This window comes from Pseudomonas yangonensis, from assembly GCF_009932725.1.
Classification (GTDB): domain Bacteria; phylum Pseudomonadota; class Gammaproteobacteria; order Pseudomonadales; family Pseudomonadaceae; genus Aquipseudomonas; species Aquipseudomonas yangonensis.
In genome coordinates, this window is record NZ_BLJU01000001.1 from 217,940 (window position 1) to 243,784 (window position 25,845).

Sequence of the window (25,845 nt, forward strand, 5' to 3'; positions counted from 1 at the left end):
CGGATGAAATCCGGGGCGGTATTCGCAGCCTTCCCAGGATTGCATCCGGGCTACAAGGTGTCCCCGTGCGCGCATTTCGATGCGCCGCAGCTCACGCCCTCCTCGATCCCCTTCAATATCGGGCAGTCCGGCCGGTCGTTACCCTGGCAACTGTTCGCCAGCTCCACCAGCGTGTCGCGCAAGGCCGTCATCTCGGCAATCTTGCGCGACAGTGTGGCGATATGCTCTTCGGCCAGCGCCTTCACATCGGCACTGGCGCGCTGCTTGTCCTGCCACAGCGCCAGCAGCTTGCCGACTTCTTCCAGAGAAAACCCCAGATCCCGCGCCCGCTTGATGAATGCCAGGCGGTGCAGATCCGACGCGCTGTACTGCCGGTAGCCACTCTCCGTGCGCCCGGCATGGGGCAGCAGGTCGATGGACTCGTAGTAGCGAATCATCTTGGCACTCAGGCCGGTGTGCTTGGCGGCTTGGCCGATGTTCATGCGCGTGGTCTCCAGCGATTGAGCAGCAGTGCATTGCTCACCACACTGACGCTGGACAGCGCCATGGCGGCGCCGGCGAACATGGGGTTGAGCAGGCCGGCGGCGGCCAGCGGGATGCCGATCAGGTTGTAGATGAAGGCCCAGAACAGGTTCTGGCGGATCTTGGCGTAGGTGCGCCGGCTGATGTCCAGCGCGGCCGGCACCAGGCGTGGGTCGCCGCGCATCAGGGTGATGCCGGCTGCATGCATGGCGGCATCGGTGCCGCCGCCCATGGCAATGCCGACATCCGCCGCGGCCAGCGCCGGCGCATCGTTGATGCCGTCGCCTACCATGGCCACGGTCCCCTGCTGGCGCAGTTCGCCAACCAGGCGCGCCTTGTCCGCCGGCAGCACCTGGGCGTGCGGTGGGTCGATGCCCAGAGCGCTGGCGACTGCCGCGACACTGCCCTGGTTGTCGCCGCTGATCAGGTGGCTGGTGATGCCTTGTGCACGCAGTTCGGCGATGGCCTCGGCAGCGCCGTCCTTGAGTTGGTCACCGAAGGCCAGCAGGCCGAGCAGGCGAGGGGCGTTGCCGGTCTCGATCAGCCAGGACAGGGTGCGCCCCTGCGCTTCCCAGGCTTGCGCCGATTCGGCCAGGGCACCTGCCTGCAGATGGTTTTCTTGCAGCAGGCGACTGCTGCCCAGTTGCAGGGAGCGGCCCTCGACTTCGCCGGCGATGCCGCGACCGGCCAGCGCCCGGCTCTCACTTAGCGCCGGCAGGGCAATGTGCTGTTCGGCGCAGCGCTGCAGCACGGCCTTGGCCAGTGGGTGTTCGCTGCCCTGCTGCAGGCCGCCGGCCAGGCGCAGCAATTCGTCCTCGTTGGCCTCGCCCAGGCCGATATGGACGATGCGCGGTTTGCCTTCGGTAAGGGTGCCGGTCTTGTCGAAGGCGATGTGCTGCACGGCGTGCGCCACCTCCAGTGCTTCGGCATCCTTGATCAGGATGCCGTGGCGCGCGGCGACGCCGGTGCCGGCCATGATCGCGGTCGGCGTGGCCAGGCCGAGGGCGCAGGGGCAGGCGATCACCAGTACGGCGACGGCGTTTAGTAGGGCGTTTTCCAGTGATGCGCCGAGCGCCAGCCAACCCAGCAGCGTGGCCAGGGCGACCAGCAGCACCGTGGGGACGAACACCTGGCTGACCTTGTCCACCAGCTTCTGGATCGGCGCCTTGGCAGCTTGCGCATCCTCGACCAGGCGGATGATGCGCGACAGCACGGTTTCCGCTCCCAGGGCCGTGGTCTCCACCAGCAGGCGGCCTTCGCCGTTGATGGCGCCAGCGGTGACCTTGTCGCCCGGCTGCTTGGCCACCGGCAGGCTCTCGCCGCTGATCAGCGCCTCGTCCGCATGACTGTGGCCCTCCAGTACCTGGCCGTCGACCGGGAAGCGCTCGCCCGGCTTGACCAGGATACGGTCGCCCAGCGCCAAGGCGTCGATGCCGACGCGCTCCTCACTCCCGTCCACGAGGCGCACCGCGTGGTCCGGACGCAAGGCCTGCAACGCGCGAATGGCGCTGGCGGTCTGACGCTTGGCGCGGCTTTCCAGATATTTGCCGAGCAGGATCAGGCTGATGATCACCGCCGAGGCTTCGAAGTACAGGTGCGGCATCTGTCCGGCCGGCGTCACGGCCCACTGATACAGACTCAGACCGTAACCGGCGCTGGTGCCGATGGCCACCAGTTGATCCATGTTGCCGGCACGCGCCTTCAGTGCCTGCCAGGCCGCGCGGTAGAAGCGCGCGCCGAAAATGAACTGCACCGGTGTGGCCAGCAGCCATTGCACCCAGGCCGGCAGCATCCAGTGCAGGCCGAAGGGTTCGACCAGCATCGGCAGCACCAGCGGCAGGGTCAGGGCGATGGCGGCCAGCAGGGTCAGACGCTCACGCCGCAGGCGGCGCCGGGCCTGATCGGTGGCCGGACGCTCGCCAAGCAGTTGCGCGTTATAGCCGGCGGCCTCGGCAGCCTTCACCGCCAACTGTGGGTCGAAACCGGCGAGTACCTGCAGGCGCGCCTTCTCGTCGGCGAGGTTGACGGCCACCTGGCTGACGCCCGGAAGCTTGTTCAGGGCGCGCTCGATACGACCGACGCAACTGGCGCAGGTCATGCCCTCGATGCTCAGCTCCAAAGGCTGGCTGGGCACATCGTAACCGGCGCCCTCGATGGCGCTGATCAGCTGCGGCAGGCTGCCAGCGGGCGCTTCGATGCGCGCCTGCTCGTTGGCCAGGTTGACGCTGGCGCTGCTCACCTGCGGCAACTTGCGCAAGGCGCGTTCGACGCGCCCGGCGCAACTGGCGCAGGTCATGCCCTGGATTGGCAGGTCGAAAGTGGTCATGGTTCGGCTCCCTGTAGCAGGCCGTTAGAAAAGCCTGGGCGTGGCTACAGGATCAACCTTGACCCCATGGCAAGGTCAAGCCTTCAGTTCAACGCAGGCGCGGCATGCAGTCGCAGGCCGTCACTGCCCATGGCAATGCGGTAGCGGCGCACTTCGCCGGCCGCCAGCTCCAGCGATTGCCCGCTCAATTGGGTAATGCCGTCCTGACACGGGCCGCTGCCGGTCAGGCCGAGGCGTAACGCGACCTTACCCGGTGGCAGGTTGAAGGATACCGACTGGCCCTGATACAAGCGCGCGGCCAGTTGGTCATGCAGATACAGCGCGACTTCGCAGGTGGTCGCCACTTCCAGCCGCTCGCGCGAAACGATCAGCACCGCGTACCCCTCGCCCTGTGTCGTCGAAGGCAGCGGTGCCAGTGGTTCTGCCAGTGCCAGAGGCGCCAGCAGCAGGGCGATGGCGCAGCAGGGCATACGCATGGTGATGATCCTCGTATGGGAGTGCGGCGAATGAAATGACAAAGGCTTGACCTTGCCATCGTGGCAAGGTCGAGACTACACCCATCGCCAATCGCTTCAAGGAGTCAGCAGATGCAACAGTTCAAGGTTAGCGGAATGTCGTGCGGTCATTGCGTGCGGGCCATCACTCAGGCGATCCAGGCGCTGGATCCTGTGGCCAGGGTCGAAGTCGATCTGGCCGCGGGACTTGTGCGTGTGGAGGGTAGCCTGGACGCGGCGCAGATACAGGCCGCCATTGCTGAAGAGGGTTACGAGGTTGGCCCCGCGTAGAGCTCGGGCCTGCTAAGGCCACTGCCGCAGCAGGCCGCGGAAGCAACTGTCGACCATCGCCGGGGTGTCGGTCTGGGCGTCGAACAGATTCGGGTCGCGCAGCCAGTCGCTGAACAGGCCGACGATCAGCGCGTGCAGCGTGCGTGAGGCCAGGCGCGGAGTGATGCCGGGCTGCAGATGCGGTTGCACCGTCGGCAGGGCGAACTGCTGCTGGCACAGGTCGATGAACTGATTGACGAAGGTTTCGTGGCGCTCTTCGGCCTCACGCAGCTCTTCGGTGAATTCGCAGCGGCGCAGCAGTACGGTGAGGATACGCCGACGCTGTTCATCCAGCACCAGATTGGCCATGGCCTCGATGCACAGATCGCGCAGCAACTGCAGCGATGACAGACCGTCGACGGCAGCCAGTTGCTGAGCCAGCGGTTCCAGCGGCAGACGCACCTGATTGAGCATTTCGTGGAACAGATGGGCCTTGTTCTGGAAGTGCCAATAGACCGCCCCGCGGGTCACCCCGGCATGCCGGGCGATGTGCTCCAGGCTGGTATGGGCGACCCCTCGCTCGAGAAACAACTGTTCCGCAGCGGCGAGGATGGCGCAGCGGGTTTTCTCCGCATCTTCTTTGGTTCTACGCATGGCGATCCGGGTAATTGGAGCTAGGCTCGATTGTACCGATTATGCCCACCTGCTGGTGGCGCTTCGTTGTGTCGCTTCTGCTCCGCGTCTAGCCAAGGAGAGGGATGCATCATGTGGTTCGTTCGACTGGATCGTTTCTGCCTGTCTGCAACATTAATCCTCGCACTTGCTGCTGAGGCGGCCGACGCGCCGCCCACGGTGGTGACGGTCGAGCAGGTCAGGGTCGGCGAGTTGCCCATCGTCCTGGAATATCCCGGGCGAACCGCCGGTTATCGGGAAGTGCAGGTCAGGGCTCAGGTCGGCGGCATCCTGCAGGAGCGCACCTATCAGGAAGGCAGCCGGGTGCAGAAGGACCAGGTGCTGTTTCGCATCGACCCGCGACCCTACGAAGCCGCCCTGGCGCGCGCCAAGGGCGCGCTGGCGCAGGAGCAGGCGCGGTTCCGGCAGACCGACCGCGATCTCAAGCGCATCCGCGAACTGCAGAAGAAGGGCTTCGCCAGTGAGAGCGAACTGGACAACGCCATCTCCAACTTCGAGCAGAGCAAGGCCAATATCGAGGCGGCCCAGGCCGAGGTGCAGTCGCGCCAGATCGACTTGGATTACACCACGGTGAAGGCGCCGATCACCGGCATCACCAGCAAGGAAAGTGTTTCCGAAGGCAGCCTGATCGTCGCCGGCGACCCGAGCGCCAGTCTGCTGACGCAGATCACCCAGCTCGACCCGATCTTCGTCAATTTCGCTTACCCGGACGCCGAGGCCGAGCGCCTGCGTCGTGAGCTGTCCGAAGGCAGTCTGGTGCCGCCGGCCAGCGGCAAGCTGAGTGTGGAGGTGCATTTCGGTGATGGCTCGGCCTACCCGACGGCGGGCGAGGTGGACTTCACCGACAGCCTGATCGACCGCGGCACCGGCACCGTCAGCGCCAGGGGCGTGGTGCCCAACCCGGAGCAGAAACTGCTACCGGGGCAGTTCGTCCGGGTGAAGGTCAAGGGCCTGACCCGCCCCAATGCCATAACCGTGCCGGAGCGCGCCGTCGCCCAAGGGCCGCGCGGCACTTTCGTCTACGTCGTCGACGATCAGGGCATCGCGCGCATGCGCCAGGTCGCCACGGGCGATACATCGGGCGGGCGCTGGCTGCTTCTGTCTGGGGTCAGCGATGGCGAGCGGGTGATAGTCGATGGGCTGGCCAAGGTGCGGCCGGACGGCCCGGTCAAGGTCGAGGAGGCGAAGGCAGCCACGCCCGCCAGCCCGGCGCAGGAGTAAAGGCCATGATCTCGCGCTTCTTCATCGACCGCCCGGTGTTTGCCACCGTCATTTCCATCGTTGTCGTGCTCGCCGGCCTGGCCGCGATGCGCGCGTTGCCCATCGCCCAGTACCCGGAAATCCTCCCGCCGCAGGTGTCGGTCAGCGCCGCTTACCCCGGCGCCAGCTCGCAGGTCATCGCCGAAACCGTGGCGGCGCCGCTGGAGCAGGAAATCAACGGCGTCGAGAACATGATCTACCAGCTGTCCAACTCCTCCAGCAGTGGGGCGATGAGTCTGACGGTGTACTTCGAGGTTGGCACCGATCCGGATCAGGCCACCATCAACGTCAACAACAAGGTGCAGGCCGCGCTGGCCAAGTTGCCGGAAGAGGTGCGCCGCCAGGGCGTTAAGGTGGAGAAGAAGTCTTCCGACATTCTTCAGGTGATTACCCTGTATTCGCCGGATAATTCGCGTGACCCGATCTTCATCAGCAACTATGCGCTGATCAATGTCATCGACGAGCTCAAGCGCCTCAAGGGTGTGGGCGATGCCAGCCAGTTCGGTTCCAAGGACTACTCCATGCGCATCTGGCTGCGCCCGGACAAGCTGGCGCAGTACAACCTCACCCCCACCGACGTGGTCAATGCCATTCGCGAACAGAACTCGCAGTTCGCGGCCGGCAGCTTCGGCCAGCAGCCGCTCAAGGAACCGCAGGACTTCACCTACACGGTCACCACCCAGGGCCGCTTCACCGACCCCCGGGAGTTCGAGAGCGTCATCCTGCGTACCGACGACACCGGCGCCAGCCTGCTGCTCAAGGAGGTGGCGCGGGTCGAACTGGGCGCGCAGGACTACTCGCTGGTCACGACGCTGAACGGCCAACAGAACGCCGCCTTCGGCATCTACCTGCAGCCCGGCGCCAATGCGCTGGACACCGCCGAAGCGGTCGAACGCACCATGCAGCGCCTGAGCAAGCGCTTCCCCGAAGGCATCGCCTACAAGATCCCCTACGACACCACCAAATTCGTCCAGGTCTCCATCGAGGAGGTGATTCATACCTTCTTCGAGGCGCTGGTACTGGTGGTGCTGGTGGTGTTCATCTTCCTGCAGAACTGGCGCGCCACCCTGATCCCGGTGTTGGCGATTCCGGTGTCGCTGGTCGGCACTTTTGCCGGCATGTACCTGCTGGGTTTTTCCATCAATCTGCTGACCCTGTTCGGCATGGTGCTGGCCATCGGCATCGTGGTGGATGATGCCATCGTGGTAATCGAGAACGTCGAGCGGGTGATGCGTACCCAGGGGCTGAATGCGCGAGAGGCCTCGATCAAGGCCATGGAGGAGGTCACCGGGCCGATCATCGCCATCGTCCTGGTGCTCTGCGCGGTGTTCGTGCCGGTGGGCTTTCTCGGCGGCCTGGCGGGGCAGATGTACAAGCAGTTCGCGATCACCATCGCCGTTTCGGTGGTAATTTCCGGAATCGTCGCCCTGACTCTTTCTCCTGCGCTCTGCGCGCTATTGCTCAAGCCCGGACACCACGAGCCGGCAGCACCGTTTCGCGCGTTCAACCGCTTCTTCGACAAGGCCACCGAGGGGTACGGTGCCGGCGTGCGCTTCTTCCTCAAGCGCTCCGTGATCGGCCTGCTGCTGTTCGGCGGGATGATCGCGCTGATCATGCTGCTGTTCGCGCGGGTGCCGGGCTCGCTGGTGCCAGACGAGGATCAGGGCTACGTGATCAACGCCTACTACCTGCCGCCGGCCGCTTCGCTCAATCGTACCGAGGCGTTGAGCGGCGCGGTGACCCAGCAGTTGATGGAGCACCCGGCGGTGCAGGACGTGGTGACCTTCGCCGGTTTCGACGTGCTCACCTTCGGCGTACGCAGCAACGCCGGGGTATCCTTCGTGCCGCTCAAGGACTGGAGCGAGCGCACCACGGACGAACTCGATGCGCGCAACCTGACGCGCGAATTCATGGGCATGGGCGCGGCACAGAAGGACGGCCTGGTGCTGTCGTTCAACCCGCCGCCGATCACCGGCATGAGCACCACCGGTGGCTTCGAGTCGTACATTCAGGACCGCTCCGGTGGCAGCGTCGAGCAGCTCGGCGAGAAGGTGCAGGCCTTCGTCGAGGCGGCCAGCAAGCGTCCCGAGCTGGCCGGCGTGCAGAGCACCTTCAGCGCCAACGTGCCGCAGTACTATATCGACCTGGACCGCACCAAGACCCGGGCGCTGGGCGTCAGTGTCAGCGACGTGTTCACTGCGATGCAGGCGACCTTCGGCAGTTACTACGTCAACGATTTCACCCTCTACGGGCGCACCTGGCAGGTCAGTTTGCAGTCCGAATCGGAGTTCCGCCGCAAGCCGGAAGATCTCGGCCAGGTCTACGTGCGCTCCAGCAGCGGAGATCTGGTACCGCTGTCGACCCTGCTGCGGGTGCGGCGCATTCTCGGCCCTGACTCCTACGACCGCTTCAATGTCTATCCGTCGGCCAAGGTGTTGGGCGGCCCTGCGCCAGGCTACAGCTCCGGCCAGGCGTTGGCGGCCATGCAGCAAGTCGCCGACGAGGTGCTCGGCGAGGACTACAGCCTGGGCTGGATCGGCTCGGCCTATCAGGAGCTGGCGACTCAGGGCTCGGGCGCCCAGGCCTTCGTCTTTGGTCTGATCCTGGTGTTTCTGATCCTGGCTGCGCAGTACGAGCGCTGGACGCTGCCGCTGGCCGTGGTCACTGCCGTACCCTTCGCCGTATTCGGAGCGATTCTTGCGGTGTGGCTGCGGGGTATCCAGAACGATGTGTACTTCCAGGTCGGCCTGGTCACCCTGATCGGGCTGGCGGCGAAGAACGCCATTCTCATCGTCGAGTTCGCGGTGCTGCTGCGCGCCGAGGGCAAGGGTATCTTCGATGCGGCGCTGGAGGCGGCCAAGCTGCGTTTCCGCCCCATCGTGATGACCTCGCTGGCCTTCATTCTCGGCTGCGTACCGCTGGCCATCAGCACTGGTGCCGGTTCGGCCAGCCGCCACTCCATCGGTACCGGGGTGATCGGCGGCATGCTCGCAGCCACGCTGCTGGCCACCTTCCTCATCCCGATGTTCTATCTTTTGGTCGAGTCGGCGGCCCAGCGTGTAAGCCGACGCGGCAAGGCCAGGCAGGCAGAACCTCATTGAGCTACGCTGGCCGTCGTTCGGCGGCCGGCGCTTTCACAAGCGGCCTGGTCGGTGAGATGATTAGCCGGCTAATAAAAGTCCGGATTATTCATGAACCTGCGAACCCTTCTGATTCTGGGCGCTTTGAGTGCCTTCGGCCCTTTGGCCATCGATTTCTACCTACCGAGTTTCCCCACCCTGGCCCAGCAGTTCGGCACCGATGTCGAGCATATCCAGCTGTCGCTGGCAGCCTATTTCGTCGGTATTGCCATCGGCCAGTTGTTCTACGGGCCGCTGGCGGATCGTTTCGGCCGCCGCGTGCCGCTGCTGGTCGGGGTGGCCCTGTTCACCCTGGCCTCGCTGGCCTGCGCCCTGGCACCTAGCCTGGAATGGCTGGTGGCCGCTCGCTTCGTGCAGGCCCTCGGCGGTTGCGCCGGAATGGTCATCACCCGCGCCGTGGTGCGCGATCTGTGCGACCCGCTGGCCTCGGCCAAGGTGTTTTCGCAACTGGTGCTGGTGATGGGGCTGGCGCCGATCCTCGCGCCTCTGGGGGGCGGACTGCTGTTGAATACCCTGGGCTGGCCGTCGATTTTCCACAGCCTGGCGATCTTTGCCGGGCTGTGCCTGCTGGCCGTGCTGCTGTGGTTGCCGGAGACGCGTCCGCAACACCTGCAACCGGCGCCGCTGAGCGGTGCCTTCGGTCAGTACCGCGCGCTGCTGGGTAACGCGCCGTTCATGGGCTACAGCCTGGCCGGTGGTGTGGCCATGGCCGGGATGTTCGCCTATATCGCCGGCTCGCCCTTCGTCTTCATCGAGCTGTATGGTGTGCCGGCCGAGCACTATGGCTGGTTGTTCGGCAGTAATGCCGCGGGTTTCGTGATCATGGCGCAGGTCAACGCGCGGCTGGTGCGTAGCGGCGGCCCGGCGCGGTGGCTGCGGCGCATGGTGCTGGTGTACCTGGCCAGCGGCCTGTGCCTGCTGGCGCTGGCGTTGTGGCAACCGGCGCAGCTGTGGCCCCTGCTGATTCCGCTGTTCATTTGCGTGGCCAGTCTTGGTTGCGTATTGCCCAATGCCACGGCCTGTGCCATGGCCGGGCAGGGCCGCCATGCCGGCAGTGCTTCCGGGCTGCTGGGCAGCATGCAATTCAGCGTGGCGGCCAGCGCTTCGGCGCTGGTGGCCTTCCTGCACGATGGTTCGGCCATGCCCATGGCGCTGGTAATCACCCTGTGCGGCGCGGCTGCCTGTGGTTTTGCCTGGTGGAGCAGGCGCTTCGTGGTCTGATCCGGCGCGTTACAGACGAGCCGCCTTGAAGGTGTCGCAACGCCCCGGCTGGCCGCTTTCGAAACCAGTGCTGAACCAGCGCACGCGCTGTTGTGAGGTGCCGTGAGTGAAGGCATCCGGCACCACCTGACCGCGCGCCTGCTTTTGCAGGCGATCATCGCCGATGGCGCTGGCGGCATTCAGCGCCTCTTCCAGATCGCCCGCCTCCAGCCAGTCATGTCGTCTTTGCGCGTGATGCGCCCAGACCCCGGCCAGGCAGTCGGCCTGCAGTTCCTGACGTACCAGCAGGCCACCATCGCCCTCGACGCGTTCGCCGCGCTGTCGCGCCGCGTTGACCTTGGCCGACACGCCCAGCAGGGTCTGCACGTGATGGCCGACCTCATGGGCGATCACGTAGGCCTGGGCGAAGTCGCCGGCAGCGGAGAAGCGCTGTTCCATCTCGCGGAAGAAGGCCATGTCCAGATAAACGCGCTGGTCGCCAGGGCAGTAGAAGGGGCCGACCGCCGAGCTGGCGAAACCGCAGGCCGAATTGACGCCGCCGGAGAACAGCACCAGTTGCGGGTCGCGATACTGCTGGCCAGCCTGCTGGAACAGCTCGCGCCAGGTGTCTTCGGTGTCACCGAGAATGGCGCGGACGAACTCGCTCTGTTGGTCGTTGGCCGGCGCTGCGTTTTGCGTCTGGGCAACTTGCGGTTGAGTCGCCTGGCCGGCGATCTGGCCGAGGATCTGCAGCGGGTCCTGCCCGGTCAGCAGGCCGAAGATGACGATCAGCGCCACGCCGCCCAGGCTCAGCCCGCCGCCCAGACGCCTGCCGGAACGGCCGCGCGCGTCCACCACATTGTCACTGCGTCTGCCGCGTTGCCAGCGCATGGCTGCACTCCCGGGTTGCTGATCGCTGCAGTGTAGCCGTCGACGCCGACTCAGTTGGCCGGGTAGTCGCTGAGCAGCTGATCCTGGCGATCCCGATCCAGACCGATGACCTGATAGGCGTCGACACGGTCGCCATATTCCATGCCCGGCGAACCCATGGGCATGCCGGGTACGGCGACGCCGATCAGGTCCGGGCGTTCGCGCAGCTTGAGAATGTCCGCTGCCGGTACATGCCCTTCGACGAACTTGCCGTCGATCACGCCGGTGTGACAGGAGGCCAGGCGCGGCGGCACACCAAGCTTCTGCTTGACGGCGCTCATATCCGCTTCGACATGGTCGTTGACGGTGAAGCCGTTGTCCTGCAGATGGCTGATCCAGGCCTTGCAGCAGCCACAATTGGCATCGCGGTGCACATCGATGGTCAGTGGCTCGCTGGCGTGGGCCAGGCCGGTGACGAGAAAGAGGGCGAGCAGGGAACGACGCATGGCAAGGCTCCAGATTAACCAGCGCCCAGCATAGCGCCGCTGCAGGCCCTGCCCAAGTGCTTGCGACTATGCGTCGCGACAGGCGGCGCCTATGCTGCAGGAGTGGTCATGACCAGGAGCCCCTGATGCTGTTCGCTCGAATCGTCCTGCTGATCCAGATTGCAGCCCTTGGCGTGCTGGGGCTGGCCTACGTCATCCGGCCCGAGGAGATGGCCAGTTTCAGCGGTGCGCTGCTGATGGGCAATGCCGCAGTGACCGAGGTGCGCGCCTACTATGGTGGGCTGCAGCTGGGGCTGGCGGCCTATCTGGCGATGGCGCTGCTGCGCCTGGACTTGCTGCGCCCGGCGCTGATCCTGCTGGTGCTGCTGTACAGCGTACTGGCGTTGGCGCGCCTCGCCGGGTTGTGGCTGGACGGTGGCACGCAACAGACCTTCAACCTCTACGCGCTGCTGCTCGAAGCCGTTTCAGCCGCTTTGGCCTGGTGGGCGCTGCGCGGCATGTCACGCTGAGCCGTAGCCCGGATGCGATCCGGCAGGCAAATCTCGGATTGCATCCAGGCGGCGAGGGGCTCAGCGCCGTTCCAGCAACACACCCGCTTCCATGTGGTGGGTGTAGGGGAACTGGTCGAACAGCGCGCTGCGCGTAACCTTGTGCGTATCGTTGAGCTGGGCGATGTTGGCGGCCAGGGTTTCCGGGTTGCAGGAGATGTACAGGATGCGCTCGAAACGGCGAGTCAGCTCGCAGGTGTCCGGGTCCATGCCCGCACGGGGCGGGTCGACAAAGACGCTGCCGAAGTCGTAGCTCTTCAGGTCGATGCCGGCCAGGCGGCGGAACGGGCGCACCTCGTTCAGCGCCTGGGTCAGCTCCTCGGCGGACAGGCGCACCAGCTCGACATTGTCCACACCGTTGTCAGCCAGGTTGGCCAGGGCGGCGTTCACCGAGGTCTTGCTGATCTCGGTGGCCAGCACGCGGCGCACGCGGGTGGCCAGCGGCAGGGTGAAGTTGCCATTGCCGCAGTACAGTTCCAGCAGGTCGTCGTCGCGCTGGCCGAGTACGTCATGGGCCCAGCCGAGCATCTTCTCGCACACCCGGCCGTTGGGCTGGGTGAAGGCGCCTTCCGGTTGGCGATAGCGGAATGTGCGTCCGGCCACGTTCAATTCCTCTTCCACGTAATCGCGGCCGATCACCAGGCGCTGGCCACGGGAGCGGCCGACCAGGCTGACGTTCAACTCGGCGGCCAGTTTCTCCGCCTCGGCCTGCCAGGCGTCGTCCAGCGGGCGATGGTAGGCCAGGGTGATCAGCGCGTCGCCGGCCAGGGTGGTGAGAAACTCCACCTGGAACAGCTTGAACGACAGCGTTTCGCTGGCTTGCCAGGCAGCGCGCAGGCGCGGCATCAGTTCGTTGATGCGCAGGCTGGCGATGGGGAAGTCGTCGAGCAGGATCGGCGTGTGCTTGTCGCCCGGGGCGAACATGGCGTAGTGGCGTTGGCCGTCTTCACGCCACAGGCGGAACTCGGCGCGCATGCGGTAGTGCTCGCGCGGCGAGTCGAACACCTCAGGCTCGGCGGCGCCGAAGGGCGCCAGCAGTTCGACCAGGCGGGCCTTCTTCTCGGCGAGTTGGGCGTCGTAGGTGGCGGGGTCGAATGCGGGGCGGCTCATCGGTCACTCATGGGCAGGTAAACGGGGCGCCATTGTAGCGGAGGCGGTGGCTGCGTGCCTTGGGTTACTCGTCAGCGCTGCGCCGTGGGTGGATGAGGCTTTTCCATCCATCGTTTGTGTGGCCGGAGAGAAGGTATCGGTGGACATGAAAAGCGATGTCCACCCTACCCCTGTTGCCGCCTACCTTGTGCGCTGATCAGGCGAAGTAGGCCAGCTTGACGATGAACAGGGCGGAGAGCACCCACATCGCGGCATTCAGTTCCCGGGCACGACCGGACAGCAGCTTGATGCCGGTCCAGGCGATGAAGCCGAAGGCGATGCCGTTGGCGATGGAGAAGGTCAGCGGCATGGCCAGGGCGGCGACCACCACCGGGGCGGCGACGGTCAGGTCGTCCCAGTCGATCTGCGCCAGGCTGCTCATCATCAACACCGCGACGAACAGCAGCGCCGGAGCGGTGGCGTAGGCCGGCACCGAGCCGGCCAGCGGCGCGAAGAACAGGCTGAGCAGAAACAGCGCGGCGACCACGCAGGCGGTCAGGCCGGTACGCCCGCCGGCGCTGATGCCGGCCGCCGATTCGATGTAGCTGGTGGTGGTGCTGGTGCCCAGCGCGGCGCCGGCCATGGTCGCGGTGCTGTCGGCCAGCAGGGCGCGGCCCAGACGTGGCATCTTGCCGTCCTTGTCCAGCAGGTCGGCCTTCTGCGCGACGCCCACCAGGGTGCCGGAAGTGTCGAACAGGTCGACGAAGAGGAAGGCGAAGATCACGCTGACCAGTCCGATATCCAGCGCGCCGGCGATATCCAGTTGCAGCAGGGTCGGCATCAGCGACGGCGGCATGGAGATCACGCCCGGCAGCTCGGACAGGCCGAGCGCGATGGACAGGCCGGTGACCAGCAGGATGCCGATCATCACCGCGCCGGTGACCTTGCGATAGGCCAGCGCGGCGATGACGAAGAAGCCCAGGCAGGCCAGCAGTGCGCCGCCCTGGCTCATGTCGCCCAGGCCGACCAGGGTAGCCGGATGATCGACCACGATGCCGGCGTTCTTCAGCGCGATGATCGCCAGGAACAGGCCGATACCCGCGGCGATACCGGCGCGCAGAGCCAGGGGAATGCTGTTGATGATCCACTCGCGGATCTTGAAGATCGACAGCAGGAAGAAGATCGCGCCGGAGAGGAACACCGCGCCCAGGGCGGTCTGCCAGCTGTAGCCCATGGTCATGACCACGGTGTAGGTGAAGAAGGCGTTGAGGCCCATGCCCGGCGCCAGGGCGATCGGGTAGTTGGCCAACAGACCCATCACCAGCGAGCCGATGGCGGCGGCCAGGCAGGTGGCGACGAATACCGCACCATGGTCCATGCCGGTCTCGGCCAGCATGTTGGGGTTGACGAAAAGGATGTAGGCCATGGTCAGGAAGGTGGTGATCCCGGCCAGTACCTCGGTGCGCACCGTAGTGTTGTGGGCTTTGAGTTGGAACAGTCTTTCCAGCATGGTGGCTCCCCGAGGCGCGAGCGCGCCGAAATTGGTCTGCAGAAAGCAAAGCACATTCGTCCGTACGGGCCGGAAAATTGCTCGATCGTGCAAAAGCCGCGCATCATACCAGCAAGGTTTTGCCGGGTGAATTTATGGTCTTTTCGGCCTTTTCATGACCGGGCGGACAGTTTCGCTTTATGCCTGGAGGAGTTGAAAGATGAGCAAGCGAGCACTGATTGCCGTCGCCGATGGCGTCGAGGATCTGGAATGCGTCACCCTGATCGACGTGTTGCGCCGCGCCGATGTGGAGGTGCTGGTGGCGAGCATCGAAGAGCGGCGGATGATCACCTGCGCCCGAGGCACGCGTCTGACGGCCGATGCCATGCTGGTGGACGTGCTGGCCCAGGAGTTCGACCTGATCGTCCTACCCGGCGGCATGCCTGGCGCGCAGCGCCTGGCCGAGTTCGAGCCGCTGGCCGAGCGAGTGCGCAGGCAGGCCAAGGCCGGCGAACTGTTCGCCGCCATCTGCGCCGCACCCGCGCTGGCGTTGCAGAACTACGGTGTACTCAGGCAGCGGCGCATGACCTGCTACCCGGCGTTCAGTGATCGTCTCAGTGGTTGCACCTTCGTCGACGAGGCGGTGGTGGTCGACGGCAACTGCATCACCAGCCAGGGCCCGGGAACCGCGCTGGCCTTCGCGCTGACCCTGGTCGAGCATCTGGTCGGGCGTGGCACGCGCAGCGAGGTGGCCAAGGCAATGCTGGTGTAGGGGCCGCGGCGCTGACTTTGTAGCCCGGATGAAGTCCTCGCGCTGGCGATGATCTGCTCCGGATTGCATCCGGCTACATCTCCTGGCTTTCCTGCTCCAGCAGTTGGCGCTTGCGCTGCAGCCCCCAGCGGTAACCGCTGAGGCTGCCATCGCTGGCCACCACCCGGTGGCACGGCAGCAGCAGGCCGATGGCATTGCTGGCGCAGGCGCGGGCAACCGCGCGGGGGTGACTGTCGAGTTGTCCGGCCAGCTCGGTGTAGCTGCGGGTTTCGCCACGGGGAATGTTCTGTAGCGCCTGCCAGACGCGTTGCTGAAAGGCGGTGCCGCGAATGTCCAGCGGCAGGTGGGCGGCGCGCTCGGGTTCTTCCAGCTGCGCCAGGATCTGCTGCAGCCAGCTGCGCAGGCCTTGCTCGTCTTCTTCGAGTTGGGCGGCGGCAAAGCGTTGCTGCAGCTCTTCGCGCAGAGCCACCGGTTCATCGCCGAACAGCAGCGCGCAAAGGCCTCTGTCGCTGGCGGCCAGCAGCACCTGGCCGAGCGGGCAGGGGGCGATGCTGTAACGCAGGCGCTCGCCGGCCCCGCGCTGGCGGCGTTGCGCGGGCGTCAGGGCCAGCGGCTTTTCATACAGGGCGCGGGTGCCGGAGTAGCCGGCGGCCAGGGCTGCGTCGAGCACGCTGCCCGCCTCGGGTAGCCGGGCTTCCAGGCGTTGGCGTCTTAAAGCCGCGGCCCAGGCATTGGGCGTCATCCCGGTGCGGGTCTTGAAGGCACGAGCCAGGTGCGACGGCGACAGGCCAATGCGTGCGGCCAGTTGCGTCAGCGTCAGGCGCTGTTCGCCGCGCAGTAATTCACAGGCGGCAGCGACCAGCGCGTCGAGTTGTTGTGCCGGGCTCTGGCCTTGTGGCGAGCAGCGCTTGCAGGGGCGAAATCCAGCAGCTTCTGCGCTTTGCGCATCGCCATGAAAACTGACGTTGTCGCGCCGCGGTCGACGCGCCGGGCAGTTCGGTCGGCAATAGATGCCGGTGCTGCGTACCGCGAACACGAAGCGTCCGTCGAACGCCTCGTCGCGTTCGCAGACGGCCTGCCAGCAACGTTCCTGATCGAGCATGGGACTGCCCCTGCGCTAAGAGTTCTGGTGACGATTGTCGGCTGGCAGCGCTGCTCTGCCAATCCGTATTGCACTTTCAAACCCCTGGCGAGGTCATTGATATGACGGCCTGAGCGCAAATACAGCCCAGCGCCTTTAATGAGGGTAGGCGGGTGCCAATGGAGGTCGCCATGCGTGCAATGCTCGATAGGCCGGAGCAGGAACTGATTCTGGTGGTGGACGATGCGGTGGATGCACGCCAGCGGCTCGGTGCGCTTCTGGTCGATCGCTATCAGGTGCGGCTGGTCGGCAATGAGGAGGCGCTGCAAGCCGCCAGGTCGCGCCCGCAGCCAGACCTGATTCTGCTCAACTGGCAGGACGACTACGCGCTTTGTCGCGAACTCAAACGCGACCCGCAGACCCGCTACATCCCCTTGATTCTGGTTACAGCGAGAAGCGATGCCGCCGACGAGCAGTTGGGCTTCGATCTCGGCGCCGCCGACTACATCACCAAACCGGTCAGCCCTCCCATCGTACTTGCCCGCGTGCGGGCGCAACTGCAGCTCAAGGCCGCCACCGACTATCTGCGCGACAAGAGCGAATATCTGGAGCTGGAGGTCAAACGACGCACGCGCGATATTCAGCGCTTGCAGGACGTCACCATCGAGGCCATGGCCAGTGTCGCGGTGATGCGCGACAACCCGCGCAGCCGTCGCCTGGAACGGATCGAACGCTACATGATCGGCCTGGCCACCGCCCTGGCGCGGCAGCAGCCGGCCCTGTCCGAGACGCTGAGCGAGGAGCGCATCGCCCAGTTGGGCAAGTCGGCCATGCTGCATGTGATCGACCGGTTGACCCTGCCCGATCGCGTACTGCTCAGCCATGGCGAGCCGGACGAAAGTGACCTGCACCTGCTGAGCGAGGGCGTGATCGCCGGGCGTGAAGCGCTGGAGCGAGCCGAGCGCAAGCTGGGCAGCATCACCGACTTTCTCTCCGACGCCAAGGATATCGTTTACGGCCAGCACGAGCGTTGGGATGGCAAAGGCTATCCGCAGGGCCTGTTCGGTGAGCAGATACCGCTGTCGGCACGGCTGATGGCGCTGGTGGGACATTTCGAAGAACTGACCTGCCAGCATGCCTACCTGACGCCTGTCAGCCCCGAGCAGGCGGTGTCGCAGATCTGCGCGGCCAGCGGCACGCGCTTCGACCCGATGGTGGTGCTGGCCTTCGTCGAAGCGACGCCGGAGTTCCTGCATATCGCCGAAACCCTGGTCGACGACGCCGCTGCGGTCGGCGTCGAGCTGCAGCGCCTGGAAGATTCGCTGGCAGAAAGCATCGAGCTGACCATGCCGCCGGCCACCTGACGCACCGCCGGCTCGTGCAGGGTGAGCTATGCGCACCGCTGCACCGCGTCTGCCGTGCACGACCGATTCGGCCCACGGCACCCTGGTGTCGCGACACGGATGATCTGTCGCTGCCTTGAACCGTGGGAGGGGCTTCAGCCGCGACGCTTTTGGCGCATTCAAAGTCGCTCGCGGCTAAAGCCCCCCACGAACGCCGGGCGCTGAACCGATACTCCATGGTTGACGAGACACTAGCGACCTGCGTGGCCATCGCAAGTGTCAATCGACGATCCGCTCCACGTGATGGCAGGCCACCTGCCGCGCATCGATCAGTCGCAGTTCCGGGCGCTCGACACGGCAGCGTTCGTCGGCGTGCGGGCAGCGCTTGTGGAAGGCGCAGCCGGAAGGCGGATTCAGCGGATTGGGCAATTCACCGCTGATCTTCATCCTGGGCTTGTCCGGGTCCGGATGGATGGCCGGCGTCGCCGACAGCAGCGCACGGGTGTAGGGATGCAGCGGGCGGCTGTAGAGCAACTCCGATGCGCCCATTTCCGCCGGACGGCCGAGATACATCACCAGCACGTCGTCGGCGACATGGCGCACCACCGCGAGGTTGTGCGAGATGAACACGTAGCCGGTGTCGAACTCTTCCTGCAGGTCCATGAACAGGTTGAGCACCTGCGCCTGGATCGACACGTCCAGCGCCGAGGTCGGCTCGTCCGCCACCAGTACCTTGGGCTGCAGCATCATGGCGCGGGCCAGGGCGATGCGCTGGCGCTGACCACCGGAGAACATGTGCGGGTAGCGCTGGTAGTGCTCGGGGCGCAGCCCCACCTGTTGCATCATCGCCTGGACCCGCTCGCGGCGTTCGACGCGGGAGAGGTCGGTGTTGATCAGCAGCGGCTCGGCCAGCTGATCGCCGACCTTCTGCCTGGGATTGAGCGAGGCATAGGGGTTCTGGAACACCATCTGCACGTCGCGGCGCAGCTGCTTGCGCTCGGCCTTGCTGGCGCCGGCCACCTCGCGCCCGGCGATCTGCAGGGAGCCGGCGCTGGGCTCTTCGATCAGGGTCAGGGCACGGGCCAGGGTCGACTTGCCGCAGCCGGATTCACCGACCACCGCCAGGGTCCTGCCGGCCTCCAGCGCGAACGACACGCCGTTGAGCGCCTGCACCGTTGCCGCTGGCTTGAACAGCCCGCGCGAGACGCTGTAGTGACGGGTCAGCTCATGGGCTTGCAGTACGGTGCTCATCGGGCCACCTCCGCCGTGGGTTCAAGAGGGAAGAAGCAGCGCGCGGCGCCACGCTCGTGCGGGTCCAGGGTGGGGCGTTGCAGGTGGCAGCGCTCCTGCACGTAGGGGCAGCGGGGTGACAGCAGGCAACCTATCGGGCGGTCGTAGCGACCGGGAACGATGCCGGGCAGGGTGGCCAGGCGGCTGGCGCCTGCGCTGTGTTCGGGAATGGCCTTGAGCAGGGCCTCGGTGTAGGGGTGGCTGGGGGCATCGAACAGGGTCGGCACCTGGCCCAGCTCTACCGCCTGCCCGGCGTACATCACGCAGACGCGCTGAGCGGTTTCGGCAACCACCGCCAGGTCGTGGGTGATCAGTACCAGGGCCATGCCTTCATCGCGCTGAAGGTTCAGCAGCAGCTCCATGATCTGTGCCTGGATGGTCACGTCCAGCGCGGTGGTGGGTTCGTCGGCGATCAGCAGCTTGGGTTCGGCAGCGATCGCCATGGCGATCGCCACCCGCTGACTCATGCCGCCGGAAAGCTGATGCGGGTAGGCATCGAGACGGCTGGCGGCGCCGGGAATCTCCACCCTTTCCAGCAGCTCCAGGGCACGTGTGCGCGCTGCCTTGCCCTTCAGGCCGAGGTGCTGGCGCAGCACTTCCTCGATCTGGAAGCCCACGGTGTAGCTGGGGTTCAGGGCGGTCATCGGGTCCTGGAAAACCATGGCCAGGTCCTTGCCGACGATATGCCGTCGCTGGCGGCCTTTGAGGCGCAGCATGTCGGTGCCGTCGAACTGCATGCAGTCGGCCTGAACGATGCCGGGCGCATCGATCAGGCCCATCAGCGCCATCATGGTCACCGATTTGCCGGAGCCGGACTCACCGACGATGGCCAGCACCTCGCCCTTGTCCACGCACAGGTCGAGGCCGTCGACCACCGGCATGGCCGAGCCGAAACGTACGGACAGATTGCGGATATTCAGCAGGCTCATTCCTGGTTCCTCACTGCGCATTCTTGAGTTTCGGATCGAGCGCATCGCGCAAACCGTCGCCTATCAGATTGATGGCCAGCACGCTGAGCAGGATGGCCAGGCCGGGTAGGGTCACCACCCACCAGGCGCGCTCGATGTAGTCGCGCGCCGAAGCCAGCATGGTGCCCCACTCGGGCGTGGGCGGCTGCACGCCCAGGCCGAGAAAGCCCAGGGCGGCGGCATCGAGAATTGCCGAGGAAAAGCTCAGCGTGGCCTGCACGATCAGCGGCGCCATGCAGTTGGGCAGCACGGTGACGAACATCAGCCGTGGCAGGCCGGCACCGGCCAGTTGCGCAGCGGTGACGTAGTCGCGGTTCAGCTCGCTCATCACCGCCGCGCGGGTCAGGCGCACGTAGGACGGCAGCGAGACGATGGCGATGGCGAAGATGGTGTTGATCAGGCCGGGGCCGAGGATGGCGACGATGGCCACCGCCAGCAGCAGCGACGGCAACGCCAGCATGATGTCCATCAAACGCATGATGCCGGGGCCAAGCAGGCGCGGGAAAAAGCCCGCGGCCAGCCCGAGGAGAATGCCGGGAATCAGCGACAGCACCACCGAGGCCAGGCCGATCACCAGTGACAGGCGTGCACCATGGATCAGCCGCGAGAGCAGGTCGCGGCCCAGTTCGTCGGTGCCGAGCAAAAAGCGCCATTGGCCGCCTTCGAGCCACACCGGCGGCGTGAGCAGGAAGTCGCGGTACTGCTCGCTGGGATCATGTGGCGCGACCCAGGGCGCGAACAAGGCGCAGAACACCATCAGCAGCATGAACGCCAGGCCCGCGAGGGCGCCCTTGTTGTGGCTGAAGGCCTGCCAGAATTCTTTCAGTGGCGAGGGGTAGAGCAGGCTCTGATCGAGCGCGGTGGAGGTGGTCATGGGCGCACCTCGTGTGGGGTGGATGATGTCTTTTTCATCCACCGTGAAGAGGCCGCGGTGGACGGGTGAAGCGTCGTCCAGCCTACGTAGTCTTTATGGTTCTTCATGGCGCCTTCCTTACTTCTGATGGCGAATACGCGGATTGGCCAGGCCATAGAGGATGTCCACGGTGAAGTTGACCAGGATCACCAGGCAGGCGATCAGCAGAATGCCGTTCTGCACCACCGGGTAGTCGCGCGCACCGATGGCCTCGATCAGCCATTTGCCGATGCCCGGCCAGGAGAAGATGGTTTCGGTCAGCACTGCACCGGCCAGCAGTGTGCCGACCTGCAGCCCGAACACGGTCAGCACCGGGATCAGCGCGTTGCGCAGGCCGTGCACGAATACCACGCGTGTTGGCGACAGGCCCTTGGCCCGCGCGGTGCGAATGTAGTCTTCGCGCAGCACTTCGAGCATCGCCGAGCGGGTCATCCGCGCGATCACTGCCAGCGGGATGGTGCCGAGCACGATGGCCGGCAGAATCAGATGACGCAGGGCATTGCCGAAGGCGCCAGGCTCGTCGGCAAGCAGGGTGTCGATCAGCATGAAACCGGTGACAGGCGGAATGTCGTAAAGCAGGTCGATACGCCCTGAAACCGGCGTCCAGCCCAGGCTTACCGAAAAAAACATGATCAGCAGCAGGCCCCACCAGAAAATCGGCATGGAGTAGCCGGTCAGGGCAATGCCCATTACCCCGTGATCCAGTGGCGTGCCGCGCTTGAGCGCCGCAATTACCCCGGCGATCAGGCCCAGGGTGCCGGCGAACAGCAAGGCCGCCAGGGCCAGCTCGAGGGTGGCGGGGAACAGGGTGAGGAACTCGCCCCACACGCTTTCGCGCGAGCGCAGCGATTCGCCCAGATTGCCGCTGGCAAGCTGGCCGATATAGTCCAGATACTGCTGGTACAGAGGCTTGTTCAGCCCCAGGCGCTCCATGGCCTGAGCGTGCATTTCCGGGTCGACGCGGCGCTCGCCCATCATGACCTCGACCGGGTCGCCGGGGATCAGGCGAATCAGGGCGAAGGTCAGTAGGGTGACGCCGAAGAAGGTAGGTATCAGCAAGCCCAGACGGCGTGCAATGAAGCTCAGCATGGCGGTGGGTAACTCCTAGTCAGAACGGTATCGAGCCGCCTGGAATTCCGGCGATTCCTTCGCCCATGTTGCAGGTTAGCTGTTCGATCACGACGTGACCCGGGCGTTTGCCCGGGTCGTCGCTCGAGGGGCGGGGCGCAACGGGCTGTCAGTCGTTGCTGACACCGCTGAAGCTGTTGCGTCCGAAGGGGCTGATCTCGAAGCCTTTGACGCTGCTGCGCATCGGTTGGTAAACCGTGGAGTGAGCGATCGGTGTGATCGGCACTTCGCGCTTGAGCACCGCCTGAGCCTGCTTATACAGCTCGCTGCGCTCGCTCTGATCAGTCACGCGCTTGGCGGCGACCACCAGCTTGTCGTATTCGGCGTCGCACCACTTGGAGAAGTTGTTGCCGTCTACCGAGGCGCAGCCGTACAGAGTGCCGAGCCAGTTGTCCGGGTCGCCGTTGTCGCCGGTCCAGCCGATCAGCATGGCGTCGTGTTCACCGGCATGGGCGCGCTTGATGTATTCGCCCCATTCGTAGCTGACGATGCGCGCCTTGATGCCGATCTTGGCCCAGTCGTTCTGCAGCATCTCGGCCATCAGCCGCGCATTGGGGTTGTAGGGGCGCTGCACGGGCATGGCCCACAGGGTGATCTCGGTACCTTCCTTGACGCCGGCGGCCTTGAGCAGTTCCTTGGCTTTTTCCGGATCGTAGGCGGCATCCTTGATCGATTCGTCATAGGACCACTGGGTCGGCGGCATGCCGTTCACCGCCAGCTGGCCGGCACCCTGATACACGGCCTCGATGATGGCCGCCTTGTTCACCGCCATGTCCAGCGCCTGGCGGACTTCGCGCTTGTCGAAAGGCGCGCGGGTGACGTTGTAGGCGATGTAGCCGAGGTTGTAGCCCGGCTCGCTCGGCACCTTGAGGTTCTTGTCGGCCTGCAGGCTCTGCAGGTCGGCAGGGCGCGGGTTGAGGGTGACGTGGCATTCGCCGGCGCGCAGCTTCTGGGCGCGCACCGAGGCGTCGGTGTTGATGGAGAAGATCAGGTTGTCGATCTTCACCTGCTCCGGCGCCCAGTACTGGGTGTTGCCCTTGAAGCGGATCACCGCGTCCTTCTGGTAGCGGCTGAACACGAAGGGGCCGGTGCCGACGGGCTTCTGGTTGATCTCCGCGGCCTTGCCGGCCTTGAGCAGCTGGTCGGCGTATTCGGCAGAGTGGATCGCGGCAAAGTTCATCGCCAGGTTCTGCACGAAGGCGGCGTCGACGGCGTTGAGGGTGAAGACCACGGTCATATCGTCGGTCTTCTCGATCTTGGCGATGTTCTTGTCCAGACCCATGTCGGTGAAGTACGGAAACTCGCTGGGGTAGGCCTGGCGGAACGGGTGGTTGCGATCGAGCATGCGCTGATAGGTGAACAGCACATCGTCGGCGTTGAAGTCGCGAGTCGGCTTGAAGTAATCGGTGGTGTGGAACTTGACCCCTTCACGCAGATGGAAGGTGTAGGTCAGACCGTCTTCGCTGATGTCCCAGGAGGTGGCGAGGGCCGGCTGGGCCTTGGTGCCGCCGCGTTCGAATTCGGCAAGGCGGTTGAAAACGGTTTCCGAGGCGGCGTCGAAGTCGGTGCCGGTGGTGTACTGGCCGGGATCGAAACCACCCGGGCTGCCTTCGGAGCAATACACCAGATTGCTGGCGTGGGCGAACGAAGCACTGGTGAGCAGGCCTGCGGTCAGCAGGGCCTTGCACAGGGGAGACATACGCATGCGAACCTCTTTTTCTTTTTTTGTTCGCGCCTGGGTTCAGCGCGAGCTCGGTATGCGGTGAAGGCGGGTAGCCCAACCGGGTCGAGCTCGAAATTAAGTCATGCTGAAATAGGGGTCAACAAAAATTAAGCAGCACTAACATTGCGCATGTTTGCCCAAAATCGGGGCAAAAATCACTCGTTGACCGGATGATCGTCGAAAAGCGCCATGGTGGTCATGGTCAGCACTTCGGCCGGGGTGTCGGTGATGTTGGCCAGGCGATGCAGCTTGCCGGCATCGAAATGCACCGAATCGCCGGGGCCGAGCGGGTAGTCGCGACCTTCGATGGTGTAGACGATTCGCCCGCTGAGCACGTAGGAAAACTCCACGCCTTCATGGGCAATCAGCTCCGACTGATAGCCCACCGGAATGTTCATCTTCACCGCGTTGATCGAGTTGCCGGGAAACGAGCTGGACAGGCGTTCGTAGGCCAGCAGCTGGCCGCCTACGGTGTAGCGCACCCGCTCGTTCACGTGCGAATCCGGCTGCGGTTGGGCGGGCTGGTCGAACAGCACGTTGAGCGGCACGTCGAGCGCCTTGGCGATGCTGGCCAGCGACGATAGCGAGACGCCGGTCAGGTTGCGTTCTGCCTGGGACAGGAAGCTGGCGGTCAGGCCGGCCTCGGCCGCCACCTGATTGAGAGTCTTGCCGGCGGCCCGCCGGTAGCGGCGCAAACGTTCGCCAATGCGATCTGCGGTCATGAAAGTGGCTCGCTATTCGGGTCAGCGGAGTATACCCATGAGCCGCGGGGACTCCAGCCCGATACCGGCGAGCTTTTTAAGTCGGGCTGAAAAAAGCTTTGACCAGAATTTAAGTAGAACTTAAATTTTTGCCACAAGTTGCCCGGCGACGATGTCCGTCATGGGTGCCAGACGAGGATGTGCAGATGACACTGGGAGTCGGCGGCAGTACGCCGGAGCAGGCCTTGGCGCGCCTGCAGAACATGATGGCCGGCGCGGAGCCGATCAGTGCGGCGGAGTACCAGGCACGCATCGCCCGCGCTCAGGCGCAGATGCGCGAGCAGGGTATCGCCGCGCTGTTTCTGGCCGCCGGCAGCAATCTGCAGTACTTCACCGGCGTGCAGTGGAATGCCAGCGAGCGCATGGTCGGCGCGATTCTGCCCGCCAGTGGCGCCCTGGAATATCTGGCGCCGGCGTTCGAGGAAGGCACGGTGCGCGACTTTCAGGTGGTGCCCGGCGCGATCAATACCTGGCAGGAGCACGAAAGCCCCTACGCGCTGCTTCTGAACTGCCTGCAACGCCTCGGCGTATCGCCCAATGATGGTGCGTCGCCGAAGGTAGGCCTTTGTTCATCCCTGCCCTTTTTCATGTTCGAAGGCATCCGCCAGCTGACCGGCGGTTATCGCTTCGTCGACGCCGGGTGCATCACCACCGCCTGTCGCCAATGCAAGTCGCCAGCGGAAATCGCGCTGATGCAGCGCGCCAAGGACATGACCCTGGAGGTGCACAAGGCCGCTGCGAGCATCCTCCATGAAGGCATCAGCACCACCGAGGTCGCCGAGTTCATCCGCCAGGCGCACCGACGCGTCGGTGCGCCTGGCTCGACCTTCTGCATCGTCCTGTTCGGTGCTGCCAGTGCCTTTCCGCATGGGGTCAAGCATGCGCAGCGGCTCAAGGACGGCGACATGGTGCTGATCGACACCGGCTGCAAAGTGCACAGTTACCTGTCGGACATCACCCGCAGCTACGTCTTCGGCACACCCAGCGCGCGTCAGCGCGACTTCTGGAACAAGGAAAAAGCCGCGCAGCAGGCAGCGTTCGAGGCCGCCACCCTGGGGGCGCCCTGTTCGTCGGTGGATGCGGCGGCGCGGCGTAGCCTGGAGGCCGCAGGGCTTGGCCCCGGTTATGCCTTGCCGGGCTTGCCGCACCGTACCGGTCACGGCATCGGCCTGGACATTCACGAGGGGCCTTACCTGGTCGGCGGCGATGACACCCCGCTGGCAGAGGGCATGTGCTTCAGCAACGAGCCGATGATCTGCGTGCCGGGCGAGTTCGGCATCCGTCTCGAGGATCACTTCTACATGACCGCCGACGGCCCGCGCTGGTTTACCCAGCCCAGTCATTCGGTGGATGACCCGTTCGGCTTGAACGCCTGAGCCTGGTTTCGTACACGAGAACGCCCGGCCAATTGGCCGGGCATTTTCGTTTAGGTCGTTAGACCGGATGAAACGGCGGGAGC

The 25,845-nt window shown here is 65.2% G+C and carries 23 protein-coding genes; 8 read left to right on the forward strand and 15 right to left on the reverse strand.

The features are described from left to right. Positions 1–50: 50 nt before the first annotated feature. The 3 genes from cueR to GYB81_RS00960 form a co-directional block, all read right to left on the reverse strand. Complete coding sequence (gene cueR, locus GYB81_RS00950) at positions 51–482, reverse strand: Cu(I)-responsive transcriptional regulator (RefSeq protein WP_161864898.1); 432 nt, start codon at positions 480–482, stop codon at positions 51–53. Next, the gene (locus tag GYB81_RS00955; protein ID WP_161864899.1) at positions 479–2,848 is read right to left on the reverse strand and encodes a heavy metal translocating P-type ATPase; all 2,370 of its coding nucleotides are present in this window, start codon (positions 2,846–2,848) and stop codon (positions 479–481) included. The genes cueR and GYB81_RS00955 overlap by 4 nt, the downstream gene beginning before the upstream one ends. Before the next feature lie 83 nt (positions 2,849–2,931). Beyond that, positions 2,932–3,324, reverse strand: a complete 393-nt coding sequence (locus GYB81_RS00960; protein ID WP_161864900.1) for a hypothetical protein — start codon at positions 3,322–3,324, stop codon at positions 2,932–2,934. A gap of 111 nt (positions 3,325–3,435) precedes the next feature. Here GYB81_RS00960 and GYB81_RS00965 point away from each other — a divergent pair, with 111 nt between their 5' ends. Beyond that, positions 3,436–3,633: a heavy-metal-associated domain-containing protein gene (locus tag GYB81_RS00965; RefSeq protein WP_161864901.1), complete on the forward strand. Its 198-nt coding sequence runs from the start codon at positions 3,436–3,438 to the stop codon at positions 3,631–3,633. A 12-nt stretch (positions 3,634–3,645) separates the two neighbouring features. On the opposite strand, the gene GYB81_RS00970 is transcribed toward GYB81_RS00965, so the two are convergent. Further along, complete coding sequence (locus GYB81_RS00970) at positions 3,646–4,266, reverse strand: TetR family transcriptional regulator (RefSeq protein ID WP_161864902.1); 621 nt, start codon at positions 4,264–4,266, stop codon at positions 3,646–3,648. Positions 4,267–4,377: 111 nt separating this feature from the next. On the opposite strand from GYB81_RS00970, the gene GYB81_RS00975 reads away from it, so the two are divergent. The 3 genes from GYB81_RS00975 (at position 4,378) to GYB81_RS00985 (ending at position 9,926) form a co-directional block, all read left to right on the forward strand. Continuing rightward, complete coding sequence (locus GYB81_RS00975; protein WP_161864903.1) at positions 4,378–5,526, forward strand: efflux RND transporter periplasmic adaptor subunit; 1,149 nt, start codon at positions 4,378–4,380, stop codon at positions 5,524–5,526. Positions 5,527–5,531: 5 nt separating this feature from the next. After that, positions 5,532–8,666 carry an efflux RND transporter permease subunit gene (locus GYB81_RS00980; protein WP_161864904.1) on the forward strand — a complete coding sequence of 1,045 codons (3,135 nt, stop codon included), beginning with the start codon at positions 5,532–5,534 and terminating at the stop codon, positions 8,664–8,666. A gap of 90 nt (positions 8,667–8,756) precedes the next feature. Further along, positions 8,757–9,926, forward strand: coding sequence for a Bcr/CflA family multidrug efflux MFS transporter (locus GYB81_RS00985; RefSeq protein WP_161864905.1), 1,170 nt, complete (start codon positions 8,757–8,759; stop codon positions 9,924–9,926). A 9-nt stretch (positions 9,927–9,935) separates the two neighbouring features. Here the strand turns inward: GYB81_RS00985 and ypfJ are convergent, their stop codons facing one another. Continuing rightward, positions 9,936–10,796: a KPN_02809 family neutral zinc metallopeptidase gene (ypfJ, locus tag GYB81_RS00990; RefSeq protein ID WP_161864906.1), complete on the reverse strand. Its 861-nt coding sequence runs from the start codon at positions 10,794–10,796 to the stop codon at positions 9,936–9,938. Positions 10,797–10,846: 50 nt separating this feature from the next. After that, on the reverse strand, positions 10,847–11,281 hold the full coding sequence (locus GYB81_RS00995; protein ID WP_161864907.1) for a DUF411 domain-containing protein: 435 nt from the start codon (positions 11,279–11,281) through the stop codon (positions 10,847–10,849). A gap of 125 nt (positions 11,282–11,406) precedes the next feature. On the opposite strand from GYB81_RS00995, the gene GYB81_RS01000 reads away from it, so the two are divergent. After that, a complete protein-coding gene (locus GYB81_RS01000; protein WP_161864908.1) occupies positions 11,407–11,790 on the forward strand; it encodes a DUF4345 family protein in 384 nt (127 codons plus the stop codon). Positions 11,791–11,850: 60 nt separating this feature from the next. Here the strand turns inward: GYB81_RS01000 and trmA are convergent, their stop codons facing one another. Continuing rightward, positions 11,851–12,939, reverse strand: coding sequence for a tRNA (uridine(54)-C5)-methyltransferase TrmA (gene trmA / locus GYB81_RS01005; RefSeq protein ID WP_161864909.1), 1,089 nt, complete (start codon positions 12,937–12,939; stop codon positions 11,851–11,853). Positions 12,940–13,135: 196 nt separating this feature from the next. Further along, positions 13,136–14,428, reverse strand: coding sequence for an NCS2 family permease (locus tag GYB81_RS01010; RefSeq protein ID WP_161864910.1), 1,293 nt, complete (start codon positions 14,426–14,428; stop codon positions 13,136–13,138). A gap of 199 nt (positions 14,429–14,627) precedes the next feature. On the opposite strand from GYB81_RS01010, the gene GYB81_RS01015 reads away from it, so the two are divergent. Then, positions 14,628–15,179: a DJ-1 family glyoxalase III gene (locus GYB81_RS01015; RefSeq protein ID WP_161864911.1), complete on the forward strand. Its 552-nt coding sequence runs from the start codon at positions 14,628–14,630 to the stop codon at positions 15,177–15,179. Between the two features lie 73 nt (positions 15,180–15,252). On the opposite strand, the gene ada is transcribed toward GYB81_RS01015, so the two are convergent. Then, positions 15,253–16,281, reverse strand: coding sequence for a bifunctional DNA-binding transcriptional regulator/O6-methylguanine-DNA methyltransferase Ada (ada, locus tag GYB81_RS01020; RefSeq protein WP_161864912.1), 1,029 nt, complete (start codon positions 16,279–16,281; stop codon positions 15,253–15,255). A 170-nt stretch (positions 16,282–16,451) separates the two neighbouring features. On the opposite strand from ada, the gene GYB81_RS01025 reads away from it, so the two are divergent. Next, positions 16,452–17,624, forward strand: a complete 1,173-nt coding sequence (locus GYB81_RS01025) for an HD domain-containing phosphohydrolase (RefSeq protein WP_161864913.1) — start codon at positions 16,452–16,454, stop codon at positions 17,622–17,624. A 258-nt stretch (positions 17,625–17,882) separates the two neighbouring features. Here the strand turns inward: GYB81_RS01025 and GYB81_RS01030 are convergent, their stop codons facing one another. The 6 genes from GYB81_RS01030 to GYB81_RS01055 form a co-directional block, all read right to left on the reverse strand. Then, positions 17,883–18,854 (reverse strand): peptide ABC transporter ATP-binding protein, encoded by a 972-nt coding sequence (locus GYB81_RS01030; RefSeq protein ID WP_024306952.1) that lies wholly within the window; start codon positions 18,852–18,854, stop codon positions 17,883–17,885. Then, positions 18,851–19,822: an ABC transporter ATP-binding protein gene (locus GYB81_RS01035; protein ID WP_161864914.1), complete on the reverse strand. Its 972-nt coding sequence runs from the start codon at positions 19,820–19,822 to the stop codon at positions 18,851–18,853. Before GYB81_RS01035 ends, GYB81_RS01030 begins: the two co-directional genes overlap by 4 nt. A gap of 10 nt (positions 19,823–19,832) precedes the next feature. Beyond that, the gene (locus GYB81_RS01040) at positions 19,833–20,735 is read right to left on the reverse strand and encodes an ABC transporter permease subunit (RefSeq protein WP_161864915.1); all 903 of its coding nucleotides are present in this window, start codon (positions 20,733–20,735) and stop codon (positions 19,833–19,835) included. A 117-nt stretch (positions 20,736–20,852) separates the two neighbouring features. Further along, complete coding sequence (locus GYB81_RS01045; RefSeq protein ID WP_161864916.1) at positions 20,853–21,863, reverse strand: ABC transporter permease subunit; 1,011 nt, start codon at positions 21,861–21,863, stop codon at positions 20,853–20,855. Positions 21,864–22,011: 148 nt separating this feature from the next. Then, positions 22,012–23,601: an ABC transporter substrate-binding protein gene (locus GYB81_RS01050; RefSeq protein WP_438810692.1), complete on the reverse strand. Its 1,590-nt coding sequence runs from the start codon at positions 23,599–23,601 to the stop codon at positions 22,012–22,014. Positions 23,602–23,780: 179 nt separating this feature from the next. Next, complete coding sequence (locus GYB81_RS01055) at positions 23,781–24,347, reverse strand: helix-turn-helix domain-containing protein (RefSeq protein WP_161864918.1); 567 nt, start codon at positions 24,345–24,347, stop codon at positions 23,781–23,783. Positions 24,348–24,532: 185 nt separating this feature from the next. Between GYB81_RS01055 and GYB81_RS01060 the strand changes: the two genes are divergently transcribed. Beyond that, complete coding sequence (locus GYB81_RS01060) at positions 24,533–25,762, forward strand: M24 family metallopeptidase (protein ID WP_161864919.1); 1,230 nt, start codon at positions 24,533–24,535, stop codon at positions 25,760–25,762. Positions 25,763–25,845: the final 83 nt, after the last annotated feature.